Genomic DNA, 22,220 nt, shown 5'->3' with positions numbered 1-22,220 from the left:
AAACACTGCCTACCGCATCGCGTGCCTGCCTTTACTCGTAATGGAACGTCGCCGTGGCTTTCACATCGGCATCCGTGCGGACGCGGACCCAATGGGCACCAAAGCCCGGCGGGAATTCATGCTTGAGCGTTTCGCCGGGCTGGACAGTGAGCTTCGTGTATTCGTGCCACTCGCCGTTGGCCACGGCATCGACTTCGATTTTGAAGGTCACCGGCTTGCTGCCGTTGTGCGACAGCGACACGGACTTCTTGTCGAAGTTCGTCATGAGATACGGCTCACTCGGGGCATCGGCGCGGACGTCCGTGTCTTTCCATGGACCGCCTTCACCGACGGCTTTGCCGAAACGCCAGAGGTCATCGGTCTTGCCGAACCACAGCGAGACCTTGCCATCCGCCGACGTGATCACGCGGCCCGCACCCGGCACGGCGGCGCCGCCCGACATCACGAGCAACCCACGCCACGTGCAGTAATCCACCAACGCGGAACGATGCGTGGCGAGCGGTTTCATCTTCTGGAAATCCGGCGGGTCGAGATCGCCTTTGCCCGTAGCGCGCGGGATTTCGTAAAGGATGCCATGGATGTTGCCGAGGAAGCGCTCGCTCTCCACTTCGCGCACCGCGCGCAACGGTGTGGCCGGCGCATCATACGCGGCATCCGTCTTCGGCAAACGCCAGCGACGGCCGAGATGATCGGTGACGATCACCGACGCAGCATCCACGGTCGCGGCCACGGGGATCTTCAAATCCGGCATGACCTTCTTCACTTCCTCGGGCTGGTCCGTCGACGCGAGGTTCAGCGTCTCATCGACTTCATAATAGCCATCGGGCGTGACGACCTGGAGATTGCGATTGCCCTTTGCCGGACGGAGCAGCGCGGATTTCGCGGGGTCGATCTGCGGCGTGGCGGTCGAGGCCGGATGCGGATTCGGATTCGAGCAGTGGAAATAAGCGGTCGCCTTGGTATCGACGTCGGTCTTGAGCCGCACCCACTCGGCGCTGGTCTCGGCCGGGAATTCCCGATGGGCGCTGCCGTGCGCGGGCACTGAGATCGTCTCCAGCGGCTGCCACGTGCCTTTGCCATTGGCATCGGCTTCGATGGTGAATTTCACCGCCGCGTCGCCGTCGTTGGCCAGGTGCAGGCTGCGATTTTGCCAGCCGGCAAATTGGAACGGATCGCTGGGCTCGCCGGCTTTCACCGGATCATCCACCCACACCCCACCCCACCCCGCGGAGGGTCCCCCACGTCTTCAAATCGTCGAGTTTGCCGAACCACAGGTTCGACTGCGATTGCCCGGCGAGCGGGTTGCGCATGATGCTCGTATCGTCGCTGGCGACGACCAGTTTGTCGCCCCACGCGCAGAAGTCCGGGACATAGCGCAGGTGCGTGGCGATCGGGCGAATGCCCGCGGTGTTCGCGTGCGAAAAGGTAGGCGGGAAATTGAAGAACTGCGCGTGCATGTCCATGAGGAACTTGCCGTCGTTCACCTCACGAATGCGCGGCCACTCCGTATACCAGCCATGCCAGGGATCGAAGGCCAGCGAGCCTTTTGGCAGGCGGAAGGTGAACCATTCGCCGCCGTCGAGAAGCTTGAGCACCACGCTGCGTTTGTCCCAGCCGATGGTCCAGAGCGGCGCCTTGTCATCCGGCGAACCGTAAATACCGCCGGGGCCGGTGACGTCGGTAAATTGCCGGCGCTGGATGATGCGCCAGTCCTTGCCGTTGTATTCCGCGAGCACACCGCGATCTTCCGGCGTCTTCGGCGGCAACTCGGCGAGGTTTTCAATCTTGATGCCGCCGACGGGTTCCTCGCCGTTGTTGGCGATAACCAGCCGTCCTTGTGCGGTGTAAGCGCCTTTGCCATGCCAGCCGGGTACCGGCTTGCTGAAGAGCTTCTTTACCTCGAGCGTATGGACATTCACTTCATAGAGCGCGCCCTCCATGTCGTAGAAATAAACGAGATTCTCCGGATCGGTGAGATGCCGCGCCACCGCGGTCATGCGGCCGATGAGCTGCGTCTTCACATCCACCGCGCGCACGTGACCCTCGGCGTCGATGAAATACGGGCCGATGATGAGCTGGTTCGATTCCTTGTGAATCATGCGGTCGGCGTGCGTGCCGCCGACGCTCTCCTTCGCCATCTCCAGCGTCTTCATGTCCGGTGACAACGAGTAGAGCTTGTCGTTGCTGCCGTGCGTGAGATGCGGCGGGTAAGTAATCCACCACAGTTTGCCTGCCCAAGGGACGACCGCGCCGATACCGCATTCGCCGTTTTTATTGAACGAAGCGAGGCCCGGATAAATACCGCTGATCTCCAGCGGCTCCTCGGCGTGCAGCGAGAACGAGAGGGCCAGTGCGAGAGAAAATAGGAATCGTTTCATGAAAGGCAGTGGAGACGACAGGGTTAGTCCGATGGTGAGAATTTTGGACAGGAAATCTGCGCGCGGGAGCACACTCCGTTTCGTCGTGCGCGCAGAAAGCGACCGCCTAGTCGCGGAAATTTTTGAAGCCGAGGGTGACGTCGAAATCGCGGCTGCGGAGGAAGGCGATGACTTCCTGCAGCTCATCTCTCTTCTTTCCGGTCACGCGAATCTGCCGATCCTGCAACGCGCTCTGCACCTTGAAAGTCTGGTCCTTGATCGCCTTCACGATCTCCTTCGCCTTGTCGCCATCCAGGCCCTGCTTGATGACGAAATCCTGCGTGGCATGCCCGAGTGGCGAGATCGCGGGATCCTGGCGATCGACGTTGCGGAGATCGACCCCACGCCTGGCAAGCTTGCCGGTGACAATGTCATGCAACGACTTGAGCCGCGAGCCGTCCTCGGCTTTCAGCTCGATCTTCGAGTCCTTGGCATTCCACTCGATGGTCGCGGTGCTCCCCTTGAAGTCGAACCGCGTAGCCAGCTCTTTCACGGCCTGATTGATGGCGTTATCGATTTCCTGTTTGTCGATTTCCGAGACGATGTCGAAGGAAGGCATGCGGAGGAGTTTCTCCGATCCCGGAATGTCTCGAAAGCTATTTCCGCCGGCGCAGCGACTTGTGACGGCGGTCTATGATCGCCGGAGGCCATAGGAGGAATAGGAGCCATGGGATCCTATCATTCCTATTCTTCCCATTCCTCCTATCCGCCGACGAGCATAGACCCCCGCTCCAAAGGCGACAGTCGCACCTACTCTTTCGGCCGCACGATGGCGGTGATGGCGGGCTGGGTAAAATATTTGCGTGCGATGGCCTGAACCTGCTCGACGGTCAACGCTTCGATCTGACGGCGTTGTTCGAGATGGTAGCTGTGGCCGAGGCCGTAGAGTTCGTTGAGCGCGGCCTGAAAGGCGAAAGCCTGGTTGCTCTGATTGCGGATTTCCTGCTGGCCGATGTATTTCTCCTTCGCCCGGGCGAGTTCCTCGGGCGCGAGGCCGAGCTCGGCGAGCTTGGCGATTTCTTCGTTCAAGGCGGCTTTCACGTCGGCCAGTTTCGTCGGGTCGGTGCCGAGATAGAATCCAAACATCCCGCGGGCGAGACCGCTCATCTGGCTGCTGCCAACGAAATACGCGAGACCCATTTCCTCGCGGATGCGCAGGAAGAGCCGCGAGCCGAGATCGCTGCAGGCTTCATCGATGATTTCCAGCGCGGCGTTATCGTCATCGAACAAATCCGTGCCCGGAAAGCCGACCATGAGCACGGCCTGCTCCTTGTCCTTGATCTCCTCGACTTCGCGCGACGCCGCCAGTCTCGGAGGCTCCGCAACCGAAACCAGCGCCGGTTCCCCAGCGGGCAACGAGGCGAACAATTCCTCGACGGCCTTCCGCACTTCCTCGGCCTGCACATCACCAAAGATGGAGAGCACACCATTGCGCGCCACGATGTGGCGATCGCGAAACGCGCGCAGGACATCGGGAGTGAGGCTGGCCACGGACTCCGGCGTGCCGGACGCGCGCAGACCGTAGGGATGCGCGCCGAACAACTCCTCGCGCAGCAGATTGCGCGCGACCACGGTCATCTCTTCTTCCTCGCTCTTGATCGCGGCGAGCTGGGCTTCTTTTTCGCGGCTGACCGCCTTTTCAGGCATGGTCGCGTGGCAAAGGATATCCGCGAAGATCTCCAGACCGGCACGGAAATCCGGCTGCATGACCCGGGCCGAAACATTCACGCTGTTGTTGCCCGCATCACTGCCGATGACCCCTCCCATGTCCTCGATTTCGTCGGCAATCTGGCCGGCGGTGCGCGTTTTGGTCCCCTTGAGGATCACCTTGGAAAGCAGGCGCGTGAGGCCGTTGTTCGCCGCCGTCTCAGCGAGCAGGCCGGCCTTGAAGGAAGCATTGAACGAGACCAGCGGCAGGCGGTGATCTTCACGGACGAGGAGCCGCAGGCCATTCGAGAGCTCGAACTTCTGGATCTCGCCGGCACTGATCGCCGCATCGGCCGCCTTGGCCGCGGCAAGAGAACCGGGCGGATTGAGCGAGACGAGCGACATGTTCCGGTCGACGATGTAAGTCGCGAGCACGCGCTGGATGTCCTCCGAGGTCACACGCTGGATCGCATCCAGGTAATCACGCGAAAAATCGAGATTGCGCGCAATCAGCCAGTTCGAGCCGAGATCGGCCGCGCGACCGCGCATGGTGGTCACGGACTGAAGTTGATGACTCAGCGAGGCTTTTTTTGCCTTGGTGAGCTCCTGGGCGGTAACGCCCGAGACGCGCAGTTGATCGAGGAGCGCCAGCACCTCGCGCTCGACCTGTTCGCGCTTCCCCGGATCGAGCACGGCATCGACGCCAAATAATCCGCCGTGCATGAGCGCGTAACACCAGGCATCCGCGGAATGGACGATGGCGAGATCCTCGCGCAGGGACTTGTAGAGATGCGAGCTGCGTCCACTGCCGAGAACCACGGCGGCCACGTCGAGCGCCGGGATATCCGGATGCGACGTCGGCGGGATGTGCCAGGCGAGATGCAAGCGGGTGAGTTCGGTCGGAAATTCGGTGTGCGACACGCGTTTCCCGAGCTGCGGCGGCTCCGTGGGAATGTAGGTCGACGGCAAACCGCGCCGCGGATGCGGAGCGAAGAGCTCGGCCAACTTGGCGTGCACTTCGTCGGCATTCACGTCGCCCACCACCACGAAGAACATATTGTTCGGCACGTAGCGGCTCTTGTAATAGGCCATCACCTCGTCGCGCTGCAGGGCATTGAAGACATCGAGGTAGCCGATGATCGGATGCCGGCAGGGATGCTCGTAGAAGGCCGTGGCGAAGAGCGCCTGGCTGCTCATGCGGTCGGGATCGTCCATCCCCATGGCGAATTCGCGCCGGATGACTTCCTGCTCCTTGATGTATTCTTCCACGGGCAGGGTGGAATTCATCACCGCATCGGACAGCAGATCGAGCGCGACCGGAACGCCTTTGGCCGGGATATCGATCCAGTAGACGGTCCGCTCAAACGAGGTGTAGGCATTGATGTAACCACCCGCATCCTGGATGCTCTGGGCAAAAGCGCTGGCCCCGCGCGTCGGGGTGCCCTTGAAGAGCATGTGCTCGAGCAAATGCGAGAGCCCGGCGCCGAGATGCTGACCTTCATGGATGCTCCCCGTCTCAATCCACGCCTGCACGCTGGCGACCGGCGCGCTGTGGTCTTCCTGGACGATGAGCCCCAGGCCATTCGGCAGGGTCCACGTTCGGGCGTTAACGGCGGGATAGCTGATCGCTTTCGGTGCGGCCGGACCGGTGGCAGGAGATGGTGGCATCATTAGTAGAAGAACCCACCGTCCGCCCTTAATCGGCTGCGATCAATGCAGTTCTTCCGCAATTTCGCTACTCGGACGGCGCGCGGGCGTCTTTTCCGGCAGGAACGGGAGGACAAAGGCCTCGTGGAAGTCGTAACCGTCCCGGAAATGCTCGATGGAATCGGTATCGGTCTTCCCGAAAATGCCTTCGCGAATGAAATTGTAGACCATCTCGCCGAAATCTTCGCAGCGGCGCACGCCCCAATAACTGAGAACGGTCGGCACCATGGGGCCGAATTCCTTCAGGGCGTAGAGACGGATGCCTTCGAGCAATTGCTGACCGGTGACGTGGTCGCCGCTCTCCTTGGCTTTCTTCCGTTGCTTGACTGTGAAGTCCAAAGCGTCGCGGAGGAAGTGATAAGCCTCACGATCGTATCGCGAGTCCTGCTCCACGATCAGGTCGAGTTTTTCTCCGAAGTCGAGTTTCTGCATAGATGGGGTTGAGCCGTCCGGAAGCTTTACAGCCAAATGCGTGCTGGCGCCGGGTAAACCCGCGCTTACACTGCATTCAGTCGGTGAAAAGAATTCACACTTCCAAACTGCGGGCCGAAAGTAAGCATGTTGCCCATAGGCGTCAACTGCTGGTGCTGGCTGGTTTTTTTCTATTGGAAACTGCGCATTTGCACGCAGTTCCGCCGTCCCCTCCCCCACCCGCGACGCCCTTGGGTGATTTGCACGCCGCGCAACTGATGGCGGCAACGCTGATCGCCCGGCAGGCGGGCCCGGAGGAAATGAAAAAGATGGAGCACATCTTCGCGGATCTCGACGCAAAGTATCCGCGCGATGCGGCGATCTGGAATGGGCACGCGGAATTTCTGTGGGAGACAGGCGATCACAATCGCGCGGTGAAGACGTGGCAGGAAGCGGAGAAGATCGATCCGAACAACGGCGTGGTGCTCGATCATCTCGGTGGCAATGCCGTCGCCGTCGGTGAGGTGAAGCAGGCGGCGGAGTATTATGCGCGGGCGATTCACAGCGCGCCGGACAAAGCGGACTACCATTTCAGCTACGCGAATGTCGTGTTCCTCTTCCGTCACGATCTGCACGATGCAGCGCACCCGGATTCCGATTCCCGCATTGCCGAAGCGCTCCAGCACTTCGCCGAAGCGGTGCGTCTGCAACCATTGAACGCGGAATATGCGCGGGCGTTTGCGGAGACATTCTATTCGCTACCGCAGCCGGATTGGCAGGCGGCGTTGAAGGCGTGGCAGCATCTTTGCGAGATCTCGACGCAGAAGGATTTCGCGCTGGTGAATATCGCGCGGGTGCACATGAAGCTGGGGAACAAACCGGAGGCGCGAGCGGCGCTGGCTCAAGTGCAGGATCCGAAATTTGCCCGGATGAAAGGGCGGCTGAGCGAGCGGATCGAGGCAGAATAATTAATTTATAAATCTCGCAGGAACGTCCGCATCCAGAGTAAATGCCTCCTTCTCTGCGTCATTTCGACCCAGTCGACCTCTTTAAAAGAGATATTTCCCTGCATTTTTGCGGCGGATATCGGAACAAATGGGCAAAGATTGCCGTTTTCAGAGAGAGCGGCCCGGCATCCGAAAAATCCCGGAAACCACCATTGACGACGGAGCCTTCCCCTCCTAGTCTGGCAGCCCGCTTACCAAATTTTACTAACCACTAGCCCAAGGGAAACCTACAATGCCTGAAGTCATCGTTCGCAAAGGAGAGCCTATCGACCGCGCTCTCAAACGCCTCAAGAGCAAACTCGACGCCGAGGGAATCATGGACGAAGTCCGTCGCCTCCGCGCCTTTGAAACGCCGACGCAGAAATCCCGCCGCAAGGCGAAGGCCAACGCCAAGCGCGCGAAGGCGAAGTTCCGTTTCCACACGGCCAACTAAGTTGGGTCCGCTGCGAGAGCGCAGCTTTCATTTCAGTTTTCGAAACAGCCAGCCTCACGAGGGCTGGCTGTTTTGCTTTTGCTGCAGTGTGAGGAGTTCCTCTATGCTTCCCATCTGTCCTCTTGGATCGGAGAGGAGAGTTCGGAAATGGACACTCCAGAAACCTACTCCGTGCACTCGCACAACACGCGGAAGCCAACATCATTTGACGAGTAGTCCGGCAGGTTGTGATTGCGAGCGGTGGTGCGCAGGTTGGTCGCCCGCGATTTCCAACTCCCGCCGCGATAGATGCGCTTCGTTCCATTGCTCGGACCGCGCGGGTTCACGCGATCCTTGCCTCGGTAAACTTCAAAATAGTCGAGGCACCACTCGAAGACGTTGCCCGCCATGTCCTCGATGCCAAACGGGCTGGCGCCCCGCGGGAAACTACCCACCGGTGCCGACTCGGGGAAGCCATCGTCGATGTTCGGATCGCGCCAGGCAAAACTGGTTTGCTTGTCGGCGAAGTTGGCGAGGTTGCCGGCGTCGAGCCGCTCTCCCCACGGGAAGGTGCGCCCATCCATGCCGCGCGCCGCGTATTCCCACTCCGGCTCCGTAGGCAGGCGATACTTCCGGCCCTCCTTGGTCGACAGCCATTGGCAGAATTTCTCCGCCTCCCGGCTGTTCACGTAGACGACCGGATGATTGTCGCCCGCGTTGAGCGCCCGCTTCATCTTGTGCGCGGGGTCGAACTTCTCGTACTGCGCGTTCGTGATCGGAAAGCGGGAGAGGAAAAAGCAACTGAGCGTCACCTGCGTTATCGGCTGCTCGTGCGGCGAGGCATCGCGCGCGGTGCTGCCCATGAGCAACACGCCCGACGTCACGAGCAACATCTCGACGCCGGCGTGGTTGGTGAAATTCGGATACTTCTGCCGCTCCTGGGGCGCGGGCCAGCGGAGAGGTATTGACCTCCTTGGCCACCGGTGGCTTCGCCGCGGGCGTCGGCGGATCGGACTTCTTCGGCGGCGGGACGGCCGCATATTTTCCCGAGGCCGCTTTCGCCGGCGGAATCGGCGCCGCGGCGGCAGGAGCCCGAGCCGGAGTCGGCGCCACGGGGGTCACCGGCATTCCGCTCATCTCTTCGAGATATTCGTCGATCAAATCTTCCGCCTGTCCGCCGGTGAGTCCGAGGCTCTCGCCCATGTTGCACATGGCGTCGCGCTGGTCGTCGGTCATCTCCTCGCCATCGAGGCAGAGCCGCGAGAGGCGCAGCATGCGGCGAAACTCGGAAAAAGGATCCTGGCCCTCCAGCCCGGCCGGCATGGCCATGGGAACACCGGCGGCTCGTGTCGGCGCCGCGACGGGAGCCACCATGATGGCCAGGGCGACGCGCTCACCTCCGACCCGCTCGAGTTCGGCGTTGATCGCCGCCATCATATCATCCTTCGTCAGGCCGAGGCCGCGCCCGCGCTCGTAGAGACGATTCTCGTCTTCCTCGCGCAGCTTGTTTTCATGCAGAGCAAACGCGAGCAGCTTCCTAAACTCGCCCATCGCCTCCTGGACGATCTGCGAATGCAATTACTGGTCGAAAACCGACCGCAATTCCGCATCGAGCAGCTTGGTGCGCGCTTCCGCGAGAAAAGCCGGCGCTTCATCGAGTCCGCCACGCAACATCTGCGAGAGCGGGTTGCTCGGCTGGTTTTTCAGCGGCAGCTTTTTCTGCCACCAGACGAGGAGCTGACGGCAGTTTTCCTCGATCTGATCCGGGCTCGGATTGGACTCGTAGGAGAGGCACAACCGCGCATACAGGTCGTCAGAATTGTAGTTCTTCCAACCGTCCCAGCGCAGCGGATTGTCGGGAATCGGGTTCGGTAACGCCACAAGCCGAGAATGAAATTAAATCATCGGCTCAGACAACCTTGATCTGGAGCAAATCTGCGGTGGCGGTTTCGATCTCGCTGTCCGAGAGACCGGTGTTGCGCGCGATCTGCACGCGGTTCTGGCGCCCATAGGCGTCGACAATGACCTCGAGCACCTGGTTCTCGTTGTAGCTATAGGTGAGCTCCACCGGCGAGCCTTTGGGCAGGAAGGGCGGCAACTCGATGTCGCAGATGCCGAGTGGCGTACATTCGCCGGGCACCGTGCTCTCGCCTTCCACCACCCGCACGATCGCGTTCTTCATGTTCGCCTTGGCGGTGCCGAAGGAATTCTTCGTCTCCACCGGGACGGGCGTCATCTTCCGGATCATCGGGAAGACGTATTCCTCGACCTTGCCATCGTCCCACAGCACGACGCCGAGGGTGTGAGTGGTGATGTTCGTGACTTTGATGAGCGAGCCATCCTCGCTGGAAAACTGGTCGCGCACTTCCTGCGGCAACACGCGCTCGCCGAGCTTGTCCTCTTCGCTGAGCAGCGAGAGCACGCCCTGCACGGCCGCACCGATCGCCACCGCTTCGTCGGGGCTCACGTCGTCGGCCACGGGCACATTGGAGATCGCCTTGATCATGTCGCGCACCGAAGGCATGCGCGTCATACCACCCGTGAGCAGAATGCGGTCGATCTGGCTCCACTGCAGACCGGCTTCCTGCATGACGATTTCGCAGATGGTCTTGCACTTCTCCAGCAGGTGACGGCAGCGGTTCTCGTACTCGTCACGCGTGAGGTCGAGCTTCACGCTCTTGCCGTTGTAGCTGTGGACGATCGTGGTGCGCGTGCGGCTGGAAAGCTGGATCTTCGCGGTGAGCGCGCGATTGTAGAGATCCTGGTAGCTCTGCAGATCGAGCAGCGGATTCTCCCCATGGATCTTGTCGAATTCATCGGCCACCCAGTTGACGATAATGTCGTCCCAGTCCTTGCCCCCCAGCCGATGGTCGCCATTGCTTGGCCATCATGCGAATGTGGTGGTTCTCGATCTTCATGATCGTGACGTCGAAGGTGCCGCCGCCAAGGTCGAAGACGAAAACCGTCTGGTCGGAATCGAGCTTGTCGAGACCGTAGGCCAGCGCGGCCGCCGTCGGTTCATTGATGACCTGAAGGACATTCAAGCCGGCCAGCTGGCCCGCGTGCAGGGTGGCCGTGCGTTCCGCATCATTGAAGTAAGCCGGGACTGTGATCACCGCGTCGGTGACTGGTTCGCCGAGATACCTCTCCGCGTCGTTCTTCAGCTTCTTGATGATCAGCGCCGAAAGCTCCTCGGCGGAATAAATCTTCCCGTTGAACTCGCGATGAAACTGCGCCTTGCTCTTGCCCATCTCGCGCTTCACGAAATCCACGATCTTCTCCGGCTCGGCCACGGCATTTTGCTTGGCCAGCGTACCGACGATGGCATTGGTGCCATCGAAGAGAATCACCGAGGGTGTGATGCGCTCGCTTTCGGAATTGGGGATAATCTGGGGCTTCCCGTACGCATCGATGTGGGCGATGGCACAAAAGGTCGTGCCGAGGTCGATGCCCACTGCTTTGCGGGAGGAGGTAGCTTTATCGGGGACGCTCATTTTTGCGGGGTCAAAGTCGGTGTCCGGTAGGGTTTTGCCGCAGGATACGTGCCTTTAGTGGAAAAGCACCTATTTTTGCTGAGGTAAAGGGGTGGCGAGGGCCACAAGAAAACCTTCTTTCCATTTCTTGATGACCACTTCCTCCGCGCGGAGGACGCGATCCTTCCAAAAGAACCCGCGCTTCACCACGCGCACGATGTCGCCGTCGTTGTCGGGATCTTCCGCCATCTCCACCGCCACCGCGCGCTGGGTTTGCTTGTCGAGCTTGCCGCTGCCCACAGGGAGCATCGTCACTTCCAGGCGGGCGAGCACTTCCACGATGAATTCGCAGTTGTGCTCCACATTCGTGTCCATCGTCTTGAGCCGCTCGAACAGCTTGTCTCCCATCTCCGAGGAAAGTTTGGCCGAATCCCCAGCCGCCTCCTGCAGCTGGCGATGGGTCAGGCGCAGGTCATCATACAGCGTGATCAGGTCACGAATGATCGGCTTGTGAACGGACTCCAGCAGGAAGCCGTCCTTGTAGCCCTTCAACTCCTGGTGCAAGGCGTCGAACATCCGCTGATTCAAGCCGCTCTTCTGGTCGACCATCGCCTGCAGTTCGCGGACGAGCGTCGGCAGGCCCCCCTGCGCCGTGGCGGACGCATCGGTGGTCTTGTCCAGCTTCTGCAAAATCGTCGTATTCTCGCCGGTCGCCCGGGTCACGGCCAGAAGCCCCTGCATGAGCGGGCGCAACATGTCCGGCACGGTGACGTAGGATTTGGCCATCCGCTCCTCCACCCGGCGGGTGATCTCCTGCTCCTTGTTTTCTTCTCCCTTGCGGGCAGCGGTCTCCCGTTCCTCGATATTCTGAGTTGCCTCTTGGAATAACCCACGCAGCTGGGTGTCGAAATCGGCGTCCAGGTTTTGTTCTTGTTGAGGCATACGCAGGAATGACCTAGCCAAATTCGGGCCAACCCCTGTAATTTTGAGAATAAACGCCCCTCGGTGGGTGAGAAGATGCAGATTTTACGTTTCTAGTGAGGAATACGTACCCTATAAAGAGGGCCGACGAGACAGGATGGCTTCTGGAATCCACCGCCGAATTCTCGTTTTTGACGCATTAGCTCGGACGCCGCACCAGCCTGTCCTGCAATCGTTGGAATCGGCGGAAACCTCGGATTCGCCCCGACATGTTTCCACCAGGCAGCCACGAGCCATTCCCATGAATCCGCTCGATCCAACCGCTGCGCGATCTAAGCCCCGTAGAATCCGCGGATGGCTTTTACCAAACCGGGGATATCGTACTGGCTGGCTTCCACATCGACCTTCAAGCCGTTGTCTCGCATCGTTTTCGAGGTGATCGGACCGATCGACGCAGCCTTCAGACCAGTCGGCCACGGAAGCTTGAGGGCGAGGAAATTCTCGACGGTCGAAGAGCTGGTGAAGGTGATGAGGTCCGCACCTTCTTCCCGGAAACGCGCCAGCGCGCCACTCACGTCTTCGGTCTCCGGCACGGTCCGGTAGGCGATCGCGACGTCGACGATCGCGCCGAGCTTGGTCAATTCCTTCGGCAGGACGTCGCGCGATTGCTCCGCCCGTGCGAGGAGGATTCTCTGGTTCTCGACCGAGCCGTCTTTTTGGAAAGCGCGCACGACGCCTTCCGCGACGAATTCCTCCGGTTGCAGGTCGACGTGAAGACGGAAATCACGCACGCGCGCGGTCGTGGCCGGTCCGATGGCCGCGATGCGCACCCCGCCGATCTCGCGGGCGTCGTTGAAGATCTTGTAAAACATCTCGAAGAACGCATCCACGCCATTCGGGCTGGTGAAAACAATCCAGTCGTAAGAGTGCGCGTCCTGCACCAGCTGGCCGAACTCGAGGAGTTCCTTCGGCGGCTCGATGCGAATGGTCGGCAGTTCGAAGACATCGGCGCCGAGGCGGCGCAGCGTGCTGCTCAGACCGCCGGCCTGCTTGCGCGTGCGGGTGACGACGATGCGCTTGCCCCACAGCGGGCGGGTCTCAAACCAGTTCAGCGTGTCGCGCAGGTTGACGACGGTGCCAATGACACACACCGCCGGCGCCTTGAAGCCGGTGACTTCCACCTTGCCGGCGATGTCCGCCAATGTGCCACGCAGAGTTTGCTGGCGACCGGTGGTCCCCCAGCGCACCAGCGCGACCGGAGTTTCCGGCGCCGCGCCATTTTCGATCAAGCGCGCGGTGATGACGCCGATCCGCTCCACGCCCATGAGCATGACTTTCGTGCCCGGCGTCGACGCCAGTTGCTTGAAATCCAGCGAGCTTTCGGTCTTGGCCGGGTCTTCGTGTCCGGTGAAAATGGTGAGTTGCGCGGCGTGATCGCGATGGGTCACCGGGATGCCCGCATACGCCGGGGCGGAAATAGCCGAGGTGACCCCGGGAATGATTTCAAAGCGCAGACCCGCCGCAGCGAGCGCTTCCGCTTCTTCACCTCCGCGTCCAAACAAAAACGGATCGCCGCCCTTCAATCGCACCACGCGTTTGCCCGCCTTGGTCTTCTCGACCAGCAGCGCATCGATCTCCTCCTGCTTCAACGTGTGCGCCCCGGCCTTTTTACCGGCATAGATGATTTCCACGCCCGCCGGCGCCCACGAAAGAATCTCCGGATTGCAGAGGTAATCGTAAACGATGACTTCCGCCTCCTGAACGACTTCCTTCACCTTCAGCGTGACGAGTCCAAGATCGCCCGGTCCCGCACCAGCGAGATAACAGATTCCTTCAGCACGGGATGCGGCAGATTTCATAAAAGGGCGGGCAACGTAAAGCGCCCTCGCCCTTCCGCCAAGCGGACTTTTTAGCGACCGCTCTATTGCGTCTTCGCCACCGGGGCCGGCGGCGGCGGGAACATGCCGATCAGGAGGTTCGCCGCGACGGTCGCCTTGTTGGCATCATCCTTCGCCTTTTCGTCGAGGGCCGAGGTGATCACCCCGCGCCAGACGAGCGCATTTCGTCCGCTTTCGATCATATCGAGGATGAGCGTTCCCGGATGGGCCTGATCCAGGATCCGATAGGTCTCCGGATTATTCGGCCAGCCCTGATAGTAGCCGGCGCCCGCCGCGGTCGCCACGTTCAAACTCCAATCGGTGTAGTGATGCGCATCCGGCCTCTCTCCGGTCACATGGTAAGTGACATAGAAGCCCGGCGTCGTTCCGTCTGCTTTTTTGAAACCGTGCGCGGCCAGACCTTTGTCGACGGCCGCACGAATCGCCTGATCCACCGCCGGAGAGGTGGCTTGGGTCTTCGCCGCCACCCAAGCGTAGGTTTTGTATCTCGTAAAATCGGCGTTGCGATCGTAGTCCCGCTTGGTCGTGGTATTCGTCGCAATCGTGGCACAAGCCGCCAACAGGACGACCGGCCCAATCAACAGCAGTCTCTGAAACGTGTTCATACGTAAGAAGTTAATTCCCGACAGTCAGTGCGCGCAAGCCTGCTTCCGGTTTCCCGCTTGGCGTGCGCAGACCGGTGGCCGCAAAAAATGGATGTTGGATGTTGAGCGTTGGATGTTGGATGTTCTGCCTTTCCCTCCCTCTCCCCGTCCCCATGAAACTCGACTCGCACCAACATTTCTGGAGCTACGACGCCAGGCAATACCCGTGGATCGCTCCCGGCTCACCGCTGCAGCGCGACTGGCTGCCGCCGGATCTCGCGCCACTCCTCTCCGCGGCGGGCCTCGAGGGATGCATCGCCGTGCAGGCCCGGCAGACGATCGATGAAAGCCACTGGCTGCTGGAGCTGGCCGAGCATCACTCCATCATCAAGGGGGTGGTCGGCTGGGTGGACCTGCGCTCACCGGATGTGGAACGCGATCTCGCCGCGCTCGCGCCGCATCCCAAATTCTGCGGCGTGCGCCATGTGGTGCAGGATGAGCCCGATGTGAACTTCATGCTCGGCGAAGAGTTCCAGCGCGGCATCGGCAAACTGCGCGCCTTCAAGCTCACCTACGACATCCTCGTTTACCCGCGGCAATTGCCCGCCGCCATTACGCTGGCGAAGCGTTTCCCCGAGCAGCCGTTCGTGCTCGATCACATCGCCAAGCCACCGATCATGGACGGCACGCTCTCCCCGTGGCGGGAGCAGATTCGCGAGCTGGCCAAGGCGCCGAACGTCCTTTGCAAAGTGAGCGGCATGGTTACCGAGGCCGATCTCGCCGCGTGGAAACCGGCTGACTTCAAGCCATTCCTCGATGTCGTCTTCGAAGCCTTCGGCGAAGACCGCGTGATGTACGGCTCCGACTGGCCAGTGTGCCTGCGCGCCGCGAGCTATGCCCAGGTGCACACGCTGGTCGACGATTACACGCGCCAGATGGGCGCCACCGCACGGGAGCAATTCTTCGGCGGCAACGCGACGAAGTTCTACCACGCGAAGTAACTTACTTGATCAACTGCTCCAGCGCGCTGTCGCGCTCGGCGCCGAGCTCGGTCGCACGCTGATAGTACTTGCGGGCGCTTTCCTTGTTCGGCGGCGTCTGCGTGGCGAAGACCACGGCGAGGTTGAAGTTGGCGTCGGCGTAGTTCGGGTCAAGCGCGGTGGCGGTCTCGAGCTCCTTCTGCGCGGCCTCCTGCCAGCCCTTCTGGCTGGCGGTGATGCCGAGGTAATTGTGCGCGGTGGCGTTCTTCGGATCGACGGCGAGAGCCTTGGTCAATTCGTTGACCGCCTCATCATACTTGCCCTCGCTGTAAAAAACGATCCCCAGCGTGCAGTGCGAGAAGCCATCCTCGGGCGCGATCGCGATCGCCTTCTTGAAGGATTCCTCCGCGAGCTTGAACTTGTTCGCGCGGAAAAGCACCACGCCGAGATTGGACAGCGTGTAGAGGTTGTTCGGGGCCTTCGCCAGGATCTTGCGATAGGTCTTCTCGGCATCGAGATAGTTGCCACGCTCGAATTCCTCCTTGCCCTGGCGCGCCAGCGGCAACAGTTCCGCCGGAACGTTCGGCCCGGCGGCAGCCGGTTTGGCTCCGCCATCCGCCGTCGCCGTGGCGAGCGTGCTGTCGCCGGACGAACCTGCGGGCGGCGGCTCGGGAGTCACCGGCGTGGGCACGGCGGACGGGGCCGGAGCGGGAGCGGGAGCCGGGGCCTTTTCCAAAGTATTTGGCAGGCTGCTGAACGGCTTCGACATCGCGAGTTGCGTCGGCTGCTGGCCCTGCTGCAGGGAGAGCGCGGGAGAATCCTGGGCGGGCAGCGCGGGCTGCTCCATCGTCCGGCTCTTGTCGGCCTTCTTCGAGTTGTCGGCTACCTTCGGCGTGTCGCTATTCCTCGACTTTGAAGGCGTCGCCGTGGCCTTGGCCGCCTGCGGGACAGGCGCGGGCGCGGGAATCGGCGTGCTCACCGGAGCAGCGGCAGGCGCTGGTTGTTGCGGAACCGCGGGAGCGGCTTGCGGGGCGGGCACGGTCGGAGCGGCCGGCGCTACGTCGGGCGTAGCTGGCGCGGGAGCGGAAGCAGGAGCCGGAGCCGACGTCGTGTCGGATCCCGTTCCACCAATGGCGATTTCCGATTCGCTGATCTGCAATTCCGGCTTCTTGAAAAGTGAACGCTCCTTCTCGGTGAGCTTCACCACCGGCTGGCTGAGAAAATCAATCTGCTTGAGCAGCGACTTCGAGTGCATCTCGAGATCGGCCAGCTCGCCCAGCACCACCTTGCGGGTCTTGGCGCGGACCGCTTCTTCCTTCTGCTGACGCAGCACGATGCCGCGCAGGATGGTGTTTTCCTCCACCATCTTTTTCTTCTCCGCGGCGTTCGCAGTGTTCTCGGCCTTGGCCTCGGCAAGTTGCTTGCCGGAGTCTTCGAGCTTGGCCTGCAGATCGGCCATCTGCCGCTGGTAATCCGCGCTCTCCTTCTTCGCCGCCGCGAGTTGCTCCTTCACCGAACCCACTTCCTTCTTCAACGAAGCGATCTCCTGGTCCTTCGCCGCGCCGTCGAGCTTGAATTGATTGATCGTCTTCTCCGCCGAGGAGAGCTTGGCCATGAGTGAAGCATTGTCGGCCACGAGTTTGTCCACCTGCTTCTGCGCTTCCTGCAGCTTGGCTACCTGCGCCAGCGCGTCGTCGCGCTCGCTGGTCACCTTGCTGAGTTGCGTCTCGGCCTTCTGCAATTTCGTCGAGAGGTCATCCTTCTCTTTCTTGACCTGGTCGAGCTGCTTTTGAATGGCGTCGATCTTGCCCGGCGTGGCCTTGACCGCGTCGTTGGCCGCATTGCGCTGCTCGGTCAATGAAGCGATCTTCTCGAGCGCCTTCTTGTAGCGGTCGTCGAGCTGCTTGCGGAATTCCGCGTCCGCCTCGGCATCGATGCGCAGGTCGCGCAGCGCCTTCTTGCTCGCGGTCACTTCCGTCTGCAGGCCCTTGATTCTCTCCGAGTCGGTCTTGCCATCGGCTACCGCCTTCATCAGCGCCTGCTCGGCATTGTCGGCGCGCTTCTGCAGAACCGACTGCTTGTCCTCGGAATCCTTGCGGGCTTTCGCGGCGGCATCGAGCTGAACCGCAATCTGCGACTTTTCGTTCTGCAACCGCGCCGCTTCGTCCTTCGCTTTTTGCAGATCGTCCTGCAGTTTCTTCATCCGCGCCTCGGCTTCGGCAAAAAGATCGGTGTCGCTGCTGTGCGCCACGGAGCCCTTGCCGTGCGAACTGGTGCGCGGCGCGGCGCTCACTGGGGCCGTCCGCGGCGCAGGCGCGCTAAACGCGTCCGGCTGAAAATTCAGCGGGCGATCGGTGTTGTCCGCCTCCGGCAATGCAGGCGCCGGCTCGGGAGCGGGCAGCGCCTCGGCTTTGCCGCCGCCGAAGTGGGCGATCTTTTCCTGCACGCGCGTGATGGAGTCCGCGGTGCGGGTCTTGCGATAGTCGACGATTTGCGGCTGCCAGTTCGGGAACTGGCTGGCGATCTGATCCAGCACGTTGGCGGCGGAGCGCAACTTCGTCAGCGCGAGCTTGAAGTTGCCGCTTTGCTCCGCTTTTTCGCCCTGCTGGACGGCCATGTAGGCATTGACGAACAAATCACCTGGGTCAGCGTTCGACGCTGCGCGCATGGGAGCGGTCGAGACGGCGAGGGCCGCGAAGATGATGAGAGCAGATTTGCGCATAGAGAAAAGGCTCGGGGTTCGGGAAAATTGGCCGCGAATCTACTTGATAAATAATGATCGCGCAAAGGATTCTCGCACCTACTTTGAGTCGTCCCACCGCCCGCCCTCACCTGCGTATTTCCTCGAAAGCGTGGCTTTCGGGTGCCCATTTGGCCGCTTTTAACGCCGCCGGGACCAACGCCCACCGTCTCTTTACCAGCCCGGATGGCTGGGTCGAACGCTTCGGCGAGGATGTGCTGATTTCTTATAAATCCGACGCTGCGCGGGAGGAATTGCGCAGTGGTCTGGCTGCTTGGTGCAATGATAATAAGTACCCGCCGCAGCGGGTTTTCGGAAAGTTTCTCCCCCGTCAAAATGCGGAACGAATCTCTCCTGTTTTGCTCGACGGAGACGCCACGCTGCCTCTGACGACGGTCGTGGAGGAAAATAGCATGCGTTTCGGTCTGGACTTCGGCGCGGGCTATTCGGCGGGATTGTTCATCGATCAGCGCGCCAACCGCGCTCTCGTCCATCGCGAAGAACCGAAACGGCTGCTCAATACTTTCGCCTACACGTGCTCCTTCTCCGTCACCGCCGCTCTCGTCGGTGCGGAAACGGTGAGCGTCGATCTCTCCAAAAAATCCCTCGACCGCGGACGCGAGAATTTTGCCCTAAACGGCCTCGACGATTCGAAACACCGCTTTTTCGCCGATGACGTCCTCGATGTGCTGCCGCGACTCGCGCGCAAGAACGAGAAGTTCGATATCATCATTCTCGATCCGCCGACCTTTTCCCGCGGCAACAAGGGGCGGCGCTTCCAGGTTGAGCAGGATCTCGAGGCGCTGCTTCTCGCCGCATTCGAACTTACCGCCCCATGTGCCAGGATCCTCGTCTCCACCAATTGCACCCGCCTCAACCGCCGCGCGCTGGAAAGCATCGCGCGCTTTGCCCTCAAGGCCACGCGTCGCGCCGCGGAGTTTCACGCGGAACCGCCGTTGCCGGACATTCCGCCCGACGCCGCGGCGCAGACGCTGTGGCTGGGGATGAAGAGTTGAGAGTCGGTAGTTGAGAGTTGAGAGCCACGCTTCGACTGCGGGCGCGTTTCCAGAAAGCGCGGCTCTCAACCCTCAACCCTCAACTCTCAACAAATCCTTACTGCACCTTCAGTAGCTCGACTTCGAAGATGAGCGTTTCGTTCGGGCCGATTGGGCCGCCGGGCGTACCGCGCTCACCATAGGCGAGATTCGACGGGATGTAGAGGATCGCCTTACCGCCTTCTTTCAAGAGCTGCAGACCTTCGGTCCAGCCGGGAATCACGCGATTCAGCGGGAAGGAAATCGGCTCGTTGCGCTTGTAGGAGCTGTCGAATTCCGTGCCGTCGAGCAACGTGCCGCGATAGTGCACGAGCACCGTGTCGGCGGCCGCCGGGCTCTTGCCCGTGCCTTCCTTCACGATTTTGTATTCAAGTCCGCTGGGAGTCGTTTTCACGCCTTCCTTGGTCGCGTTCTCCTTGAGAAATGCTTTGCCTTTTTCGAGTGCGGAATCAGCCATGGTGGTAAGAGGCGCGAGGGTAAACGCGGCGCCAAGCGCGATGCAGCCGAGGCTGCGGATGATGGAGGGTTTCATTTGGAGGCCGAAACGCTAGGACGACCCGCCCGAGAATACAAGGCCGGCTAAGAGGGAAAGGCGGTCCGGTTTCTTAATCTTAATCGTAATCATAATCTTACTCTCCTCCGAACGACGGCGAAGAGGATTAAGATTAAGATTAAGAATCCACCACCGTCCCCGGTTCACCGCCGACGATCTTCCCGCCCTCCATCTCCCATCGGTAAACCGGCCCAAGCGATCCCTTGCGCATGGCTTTGAAAAGGTTCGGGGCATCGCGTTTCTGCAGGACAAATTCCGCCACGCCCTCGGCCTGGCAGCTCAAGACCTTCGCATGACCCTTGGCCTCGCGCGGCTCGCCGATGACGCGCGAGAATCCCGCCTCCATGGCCGGCGTCCGCGCCAGCACGAGGAAGCTATAAGGCACGCTGCGCAGGTCGATCCCGATCTCCTTGGCAAATTCCGCCCAGCGGGCGTCCTGGAAAATGGCCGAGGGCGGCCGCGCAAAATGATGGCACCAATGCGCAGCATTCTCCGCGGTGAGCATCCCGCAGCGGGCCGTGTGCGTGCAGGGAGCGACGGGCGTGTAGACATCGCGCAAGCGCTCGCGCACCTCGATCAAGCGCCGGCTATCCACATGCGTGCCGGCTTCGACCCAAATCACCTCTCTCGCTGCGCGTGCCAGTTCGAGCAGACGAGCCAACTCGGCCTCGGGGAGTTCATTGATCACATGACTGACGAGCAAAAGCGTGTCGGACGTCACCGACGGCGCACCCCATGTCACGTCGACCTCGGGAAATTCCCGGCGCGCTTTCTCCGCGGCAAACATCCGCGCATGCGGCGAGCGATCATGCAACGCGAGCATTGGGAATTGCGGCCACGTCGTCAGGACCCGCCGATGCGCGATGCCCGTGCCACAACCCCAATCGAGCACCCGCGTACAGCGCGACTGCCATCCACGCCGACGCAATTCATCCAGCACCGCATCCCATTTCCAGCCGATGCGCTCGGCATAGGTACTATCGTACAGCGCGAGATGCTCAGGCGATTGCCAGTAGTCCGCCGAGCCAGCCGTACCGGCGAGGAAGCGCTCACGAATGGCGCGGAGCGTCCCGAGATCGTGGGGCGAAAAGTGTTTGATCATGCGACGGTCACTCCCGGGCTTCCCACTGCACCGCTCTCCCCCAACAACTTCGCCAGCCGCTGCTCACGTAGCCCGTAGAAATCCATCAGCGCCCGCCACTGCGTGCGCAGAGGCGCCACATCCACCGGTTGCTGACGCCGTTGCGCCGCGATCATCAAGTTCTTGCTCGTCTCCTCCGGCGAGATGAACTCGAAAACGGTCGCGCGATAGCCATGCATCTCGAGCAGCAAGGCGCGCAATCCATCGGTCACGATCTCGGCTTCGCGCTCCGCGAGAATGCCGTGCCGCAACACGTCGCGCAGCACCGCCGGCGGCTGCAATTGCCCGCGCACCTCCTTGTGGCAACACGGCGCAACGAGCACGAACGCCGCCCCGGCGCGCACCGCCTGGGCGAGCGCATCATCCGTCGCCGTGTCGCAGGCGTGCAGGGCAATGAGGATGTCCGGCGGATCGGACGGGGTGAAATCCGCGATTGTCCCCTGCACGAATTTCAAATCGGGAAAGCCATGCTCACGCGCCGCGCGATTAGTCAACTCGACCAGCTCCGCGCGCGCTTCCACGCCGGTGATCTCCGCCTTCACCTCACGCGACCGGAAATATTCCGCGACCGCAAAAGTCAGGTATCCCTTCCCCGCTCCCATATCCACGATCCGCACCGGCGCATGCTCGGGCAGCATCGCCTCCTTGAGCAGATGTCCGAACAACTCCACGAAACGTTGGATCTGCCGCAGCTTTGGCGCCATCCCAGGACGCGCGTCGCCATTGGCATTCGTCACCCCGAGGGCCTGCAACCAACTCGCCTCGGCCACCGCCACCGGCACGACTTTTTCGCGATCGTGTTCCGGCGCGGGCACTTCGACGAAAGCCGGCCGGCTGGCCTTGAGCGTGCCGTGACCGGCTTCATCGCAGCGAAGCTGCCAGTCGCCCGAGGTGGTGAAAAGATGCGCGCGCGCCCATTCACTCCCGAGCGACTTGCCTAGCAGGCCGAGCACTTCGTCGAGCGGCAAATTCTTCGTCACGTCGCGAGTGGCGTAGCGCCAAACCAATGACAATCGCCGCCCCTCGCGCAAATCGACCATGCGTCCATAGACGTTGCGCAGACCGATTTCCGCGCCCAACGGCTGGCTGAGGGTGAGCTTCACCAATGTCTGTGCACGCCACGCTGCTTCGATTTTCTGCAGAAAGCGGGTTCGGGCGTCGTCGGTCATCTGCACAATGAAAAACCTAAACCTGAATCGCTGAAAAGCTTCGTCGCGGATTTGTTAAAGCGGAGGGACGCGTTTGGGAGCGTTCCCCAACCTTCGCGGGCGCAG

General features: G+C 61.3%; 19 protein-coding genes and 1 pseudogene. 4 read left to right on the top strand and 16 right to left on the bottom strand.

Annotation, left to right across the window (positions count from 1 at the left end):
• Positions 1 to 31: 31 nt before the first annotated feature.
• The 5 genes from CFE428DRAFT_RS32785 to CFE428DRAFT_RS01635 form a co-directional block, all read right to left on the bottom strand.
• The gene (locus tag CFE428DRAFT_RS32785; protein WP_157447403.1) at positions 32 to 1,195 is read right to left on the bottom strand and encodes a hypothetical protein; all 1,164 of its coding nucleotides are present in this window, start codon (positions 1,193 to 1,195) and stop codon (positions 32 to 34) included.
• Positions 1,196 to 1,199: 4 nt separating this feature from the next.
• Entirely contained in the window at positions 1,200 to 2,378 is a 1,179-nt protein-coding gene (locus tag CFE428DRAFT_RS32780; protein ID WP_006977678.1) for a hypothetical protein, read from the bottom strand.
• 106 nt (positions 2,379 to 2,484) lie between these two features.
• Positions 2,485 to 2,976 carry a YajQ family cyclic di-GMP-binding protein gene (locus CFE428DRAFT_RS01645; RefSeq protein WP_006977677.1) on the bottom strand — a complete coding sequence of 164 codons (492 nt, stop codon included), beginning with the start codon at positions 2,974 to 2,976 and terminating at the stop codon, positions 2,485 to 2,487.
• A 191-nt stretch (positions 2,977 to 3,167) separates the two neighbouring features.
• On the bottom strand, positions 3,168 to 5,735 hold the full coding sequence (locus CFE428DRAFT_RS01640; RefSeq protein ID WP_006977675.1) for a M16 family metallopeptidase: 2,568 nt from the start codon (positions 5,733 to 5,735) through the stop codon (positions 3,168 to 3,170).
• A gap of 39 nt (positions 5,736 to 5,774) precedes the next feature.
• Positions 5,775 to 6,203 carry a Minf_1886 family protein gene (locus CFE428DRAFT_RS01635; protein ID WP_006977674.1) on the bottom strand — a complete coding sequence of 143 codons (429 nt, stop codon included), beginning with the start codon at positions 6,201 to 6,203 and terminating at the stop codon, positions 5,775 to 5,777.
• A gap of 230 nt (positions 6,204 to 6,433) precedes the next feature.
• On the opposite strand from CFE428DRAFT_RS01635, the gene CFE428DRAFT_RS01630 reads away from it, so the two are divergent.
• Both CFE428DRAFT_RS01630 and rpsU read left to right on the top strand, forming a co-directional pair.
• Positions 6,434 to 7,150 (top strand): tetratricopeptide repeat protein, encoded by a 717-nt coding sequence (locus tag CFE428DRAFT_RS01630; RefSeq protein ID WP_042724197.1) that lies wholly within the window; start codon positions 6,434 to 6,436, stop codon positions 7,148 to 7,150.
• A 271-nt stretch (positions 7,151 to 7,421) separates the two neighbouring features.
• The gene (gene rpsU / locus CFE428DRAFT_RS01625) at positions 7,422 to 7,622 is read left to right on the top strand and encodes a 30S ribosomal protein S21 (RefSeq protein ID WP_006977672.1); all 201 of its coding nucleotides are present in this window, start codon (positions 7,422 to 7,424) and stop codon (positions 7,620 to 7,622) included.
• A 164-nt stretch (positions 7,623 to 7,786) separates the two neighbouring features.
• Here the strand turns inward: rpsU and CFE428DRAFT_RS32775 are convergent, their stop codons facing one another.
• The 7 genes from CFE428DRAFT_RS32775 to CFE428DRAFT_RS01590 all read right to left on the bottom strand — a co-directional run bounded on the left by CFE428DRAFT_RS32775 (position 7,787) and on the right by CFE428DRAFT_RS01590 (position 14,498).
• Entirely contained in the window at positions 7,787 to 8,494 is a 708-nt protein-coding gene (locus CFE428DRAFT_RS32775) for a formylglycine-generating enzyme family protein (protein ID WP_006977671.1), read from the bottom strand.
• A gap of 685 nt (positions 8,495 to 9,179) precedes the next feature.
• Complete coding sequence (locus tag CFE428DRAFT_RS01610) at positions 9,180 to 9,482, bottom strand: hypothetical protein (RefSeq protein ID WP_006977670.1); 303 nt, start codon at positions 9,480 to 9,482, stop codon at positions 9,180 to 9,182.
• 28 nt (positions 9,483 to 9,510) lie between these two features.
• Positions 9,511 to 10,425 carry an Hsp70 family protein gene (locus tag CFE428DRAFT_RS40260; protein WP_006977669.1) on the bottom strand — a complete coding sequence of 305 codons (915 nt, stop codon included), beginning with the start codon at positions 10,423 to 10,425 and terminating at the stop codon, positions 9,511 to 9,513.
• A complete protein-coding gene (locus CFE428DRAFT_RS40255; RefSeq protein WP_006977668.1) occupies positions 10,415 to 11,095 on the bottom strand; it encodes an Hsp70 family protein in 681 nt (226 codons plus the stop codon). The genes CFE428DRAFT_RS40260 and CFE428DRAFT_RS40255 overlap by 11 nt, the downstream gene beginning before the upstream one ends.
• A 69-nt stretch (positions 11,096 to 11,164) precedes the next feature.
• The gene (gene grpE / locus CFE428DRAFT_RS01600; RefSeq protein WP_006977667.1) at positions 11,165 to 12,016 is read right to left on the bottom strand and encodes a nucleotide exchange factor GrpE; all 852 of its coding nucleotides are present in this window, start codon (positions 12,014 to 12,016) and stop codon (positions 11,165 to 11,167) included.
• A 311-nt stretch (positions 12,017 to 12,327) separates the two neighbouring features.
• Complete coding sequence (gene cobA / locus CFE428DRAFT_RS01595) at positions 12,328 to 13,854, bottom strand: uroporphyrinogen-III C-methyltransferase (protein ID WP_006977666.1); 1,527 nt, start codon at positions 13,852 to 13,854, stop codon at positions 12,328 to 12,330.
• A gap of 62 nt (positions 13,855 to 13,916) precedes the next feature.
• Positions 13,917 to 14,498, bottom strand: a complete 582-nt coding sequence (locus tag CFE428DRAFT_RS01590; RefSeq protein ID WP_006977665.1) for a DUF4136 domain-containing protein — start codon at positions 14,496 to 14,498, stop codon at positions 13,917 to 13,919.
• 152 nt (positions 14,499 to 14,650) lie between these two features.
• Here CFE428DRAFT_RS01590 and CFE428DRAFT_RS01585 point away from each other — a divergent pair, with 152 nt between their 5' ends.
• Positions 14,651 to 15,478, top strand: coding sequence for an amidohydrolase family protein (locus CFE428DRAFT_RS01585; protein ID WP_042724195.1), 828 nt, complete (start codon positions 14,651 to 14,653; stop codon positions 15,476 to 15,478).
• Position 15,479: 1 nt separating this feature from the next.
• Here the strand turns inward: CFE428DRAFT_RS01585 and CFE428DRAFT_RS01580 are convergent, their stop codons facing one another.
• Positions 15,480 to 18,179, bottom strand: a complete 2,700-nt coding sequence (locus tag CFE428DRAFT_RS01580) for a tetratricopeptide repeat protein (RefSeq protein ID WP_006977663.1) — start codon at positions 18,177 to 18,179, stop codon at positions 15,480 to 15,482.
• Positions 18,180 to 18,262: 83 nt separating this feature from the next.
• Between CFE428DRAFT_RS01580 and CFE428DRAFT_RS01575 the strand changes: the two genes are divergently transcribed.
• Complete coding sequence (locus CFE428DRAFT_RS01575) at positions 18,263 to 19,213, top strand: class I SAM-dependent methyltransferase (protein WP_157447402.1); 951 nt, start codon at positions 18,263 to 18,265, stop codon at positions 19,211 to 19,213.
• Between the two features lie 97 nt (positions 19,214 to 19,310).
• Here the strand turns inward: CFE428DRAFT_RS01575 and CFE428DRAFT_RS01570 are convergent.
• From CFE428DRAFT_RS01570 to CFE428DRAFT_RS01560, 3 genes and pseudogenes are all read right to left on the bottom strand, one after another.
• Positions 19,311 to 19,706, bottom strand: a pseudogene (locus tag CFE428DRAFT_RS01570) (FKBP-type peptidyl-prolyl cis-trans isomerase); the annotation flags it as partial.
• Positions 19,707 to 19,923: 217 nt separating this feature from the next.
• Complete coding sequence (locus CFE428DRAFT_RS01565) at positions 19,924 to 20,907, bottom strand: small ribosomal subunit Rsm22 family protein (RefSeq protein ID WP_006977660.1); 984 nt, start codon at positions 20,905 to 20,907, stop codon at positions 19,924 to 19,926.
• Entirely contained in the window at positions 20,904 to 22,115 is a 1,212-nt protein-coding gene (locus CFE428DRAFT_RS01560; RefSeq protein ID WP_006977659.1) for a class I SAM-dependent methyltransferase, read from the bottom strand. The genes CFE428DRAFT_RS01565 and CFE428DRAFT_RS01560 overlap by 4 nt, the downstream gene beginning before the upstream one ends.
• Between the last annotated feature and the right edge of the window lie 105 nt (positions 22,116 to 22,220).

Source organism: Chthoniobacter flavus Ellin428, from assembly GCF_000173075.1.
GTDB classification, from domain to species: Bacteria; Verrucomicrobiota; Verrucomicrobiia; order Chthoniobacterales; family Chthoniobacteraceae; genus Chthoniobacter; species Chthoniobacter flavus.
The sequence above is the reverse complement of the archived record's forward strand: the minus strand, read 5'-3'. Positions and strand labels throughout refer to the sequence as shown.

What these genes read in the sequence shown, in the direction of transcription:
- CFE428DRAFT_RS01645 (WP_006977677.1), bottom strand. Translation starts at nt 2,976, where the DNA reads ATGCCTTCCTTCGACATCGTCTCGGAAATCGACAAACAGGAAATCGAT.
- cobA (WP_006977666.1), bottom strand. Translation starts at nt 13,854, where the DNA reads ATGAAATCTGCCGCATCCCGTGCTGAAGGAATCTGTTATCTCGCTGGT.
- CFE428DRAFT_RS01585 (WP_042724195.1), top strand. Translation starts at nt 14,651, where the DNA reads ATGAAACTCGACTCGCACCAACATTTCTGGAGCTACGACGCCAGGCAA.
- CFE428DRAFT_RS01580 (WP_006977663.1), bottom strand. Translation starts at nt 18,179, where the DNA reads ATGCGCAAATCTGCTCTCATCATCTTCGCGGCCCTCGCCGTCTCGACC.
- CFE428DRAFT_RS40255 (WP_006977668.1), bottom strand. Translation starts at nt 11,095, where the DNA reads ATGAGCGTCCCCGATAAAGCTACCTCCTCCCGCAAAGCAGTGGGCATC.
- CFE428DRAFT_RS01560 (WP_006977659.1), bottom strand. Translation starts at nt 22,115, where the DNA reads ATGACCGACGACGCCCGAACCCGCTTTCTGCAGAAAATCGAAGCAGCG.
- CFE428DRAFT_RS01590 (WP_006977665.1), bottom strand. Translation starts at nt 14,498, where the DNA reads ATGAACACGTTTCAGAGACTGCTGTTGATTGGGCCGGTCGTCCTGTTG.
- CFE428DRAFT_RS01640 (WP_006977675.1), bottom strand. Translation starts at nt 5,735, where the DNA reads ATGATGCCACCATCTCCTGCCACCGGTCCGGCCGCACCGAAAGCGATC.
- CFE428DRAFT_RS32780 (WP_006977678.1), bottom strand. Translation starts at nt 2,378, where the DNA reads ATGAAACGATTCCTATTTTCTCTCGCACTGGCCCTCTCGTTCTCGCTG.
- rpsU (WP_006977672.1), top strand. Translation starts at nt 7,422, where the DNA reads ATGCCTGAAGTCATCGTTCGCAAAGGAGAGCCTATCGACCGCGCTCTC.
- CFE428DRAFT_RS01635 (WP_006977674.1), bottom strand. Translation starts at nt 6,203, where the DNA reads ATGCAGAAACTCGACTTCGGAGAAAAACTCGACCTGATCGTGGAGCAG.
- CFE428DRAFT_RS32775 (WP_006977671.1), bottom strand. Translation starts at nt 8,494, where the DNA reads ATGTTGCTCGTGACGTCGGGCGTGTTGCTCATGGGCAGCACCGCGCGC.
- grpE (WP_006977667.1), bottom strand. Translation starts at nt 12,016, where the DNA reads ATGCCTCAACAAGAACAAAACCTGGACGCCGATTTCGACACCCAGCTG.
- CFE428DRAFT_RS01565 (WP_006977660.1), bottom strand. Translation starts at nt 20,907, where the DNA reads ATGATCAAACACTTTTCGCCCCACGATCTCGGGACGCTCCGCGCCATT.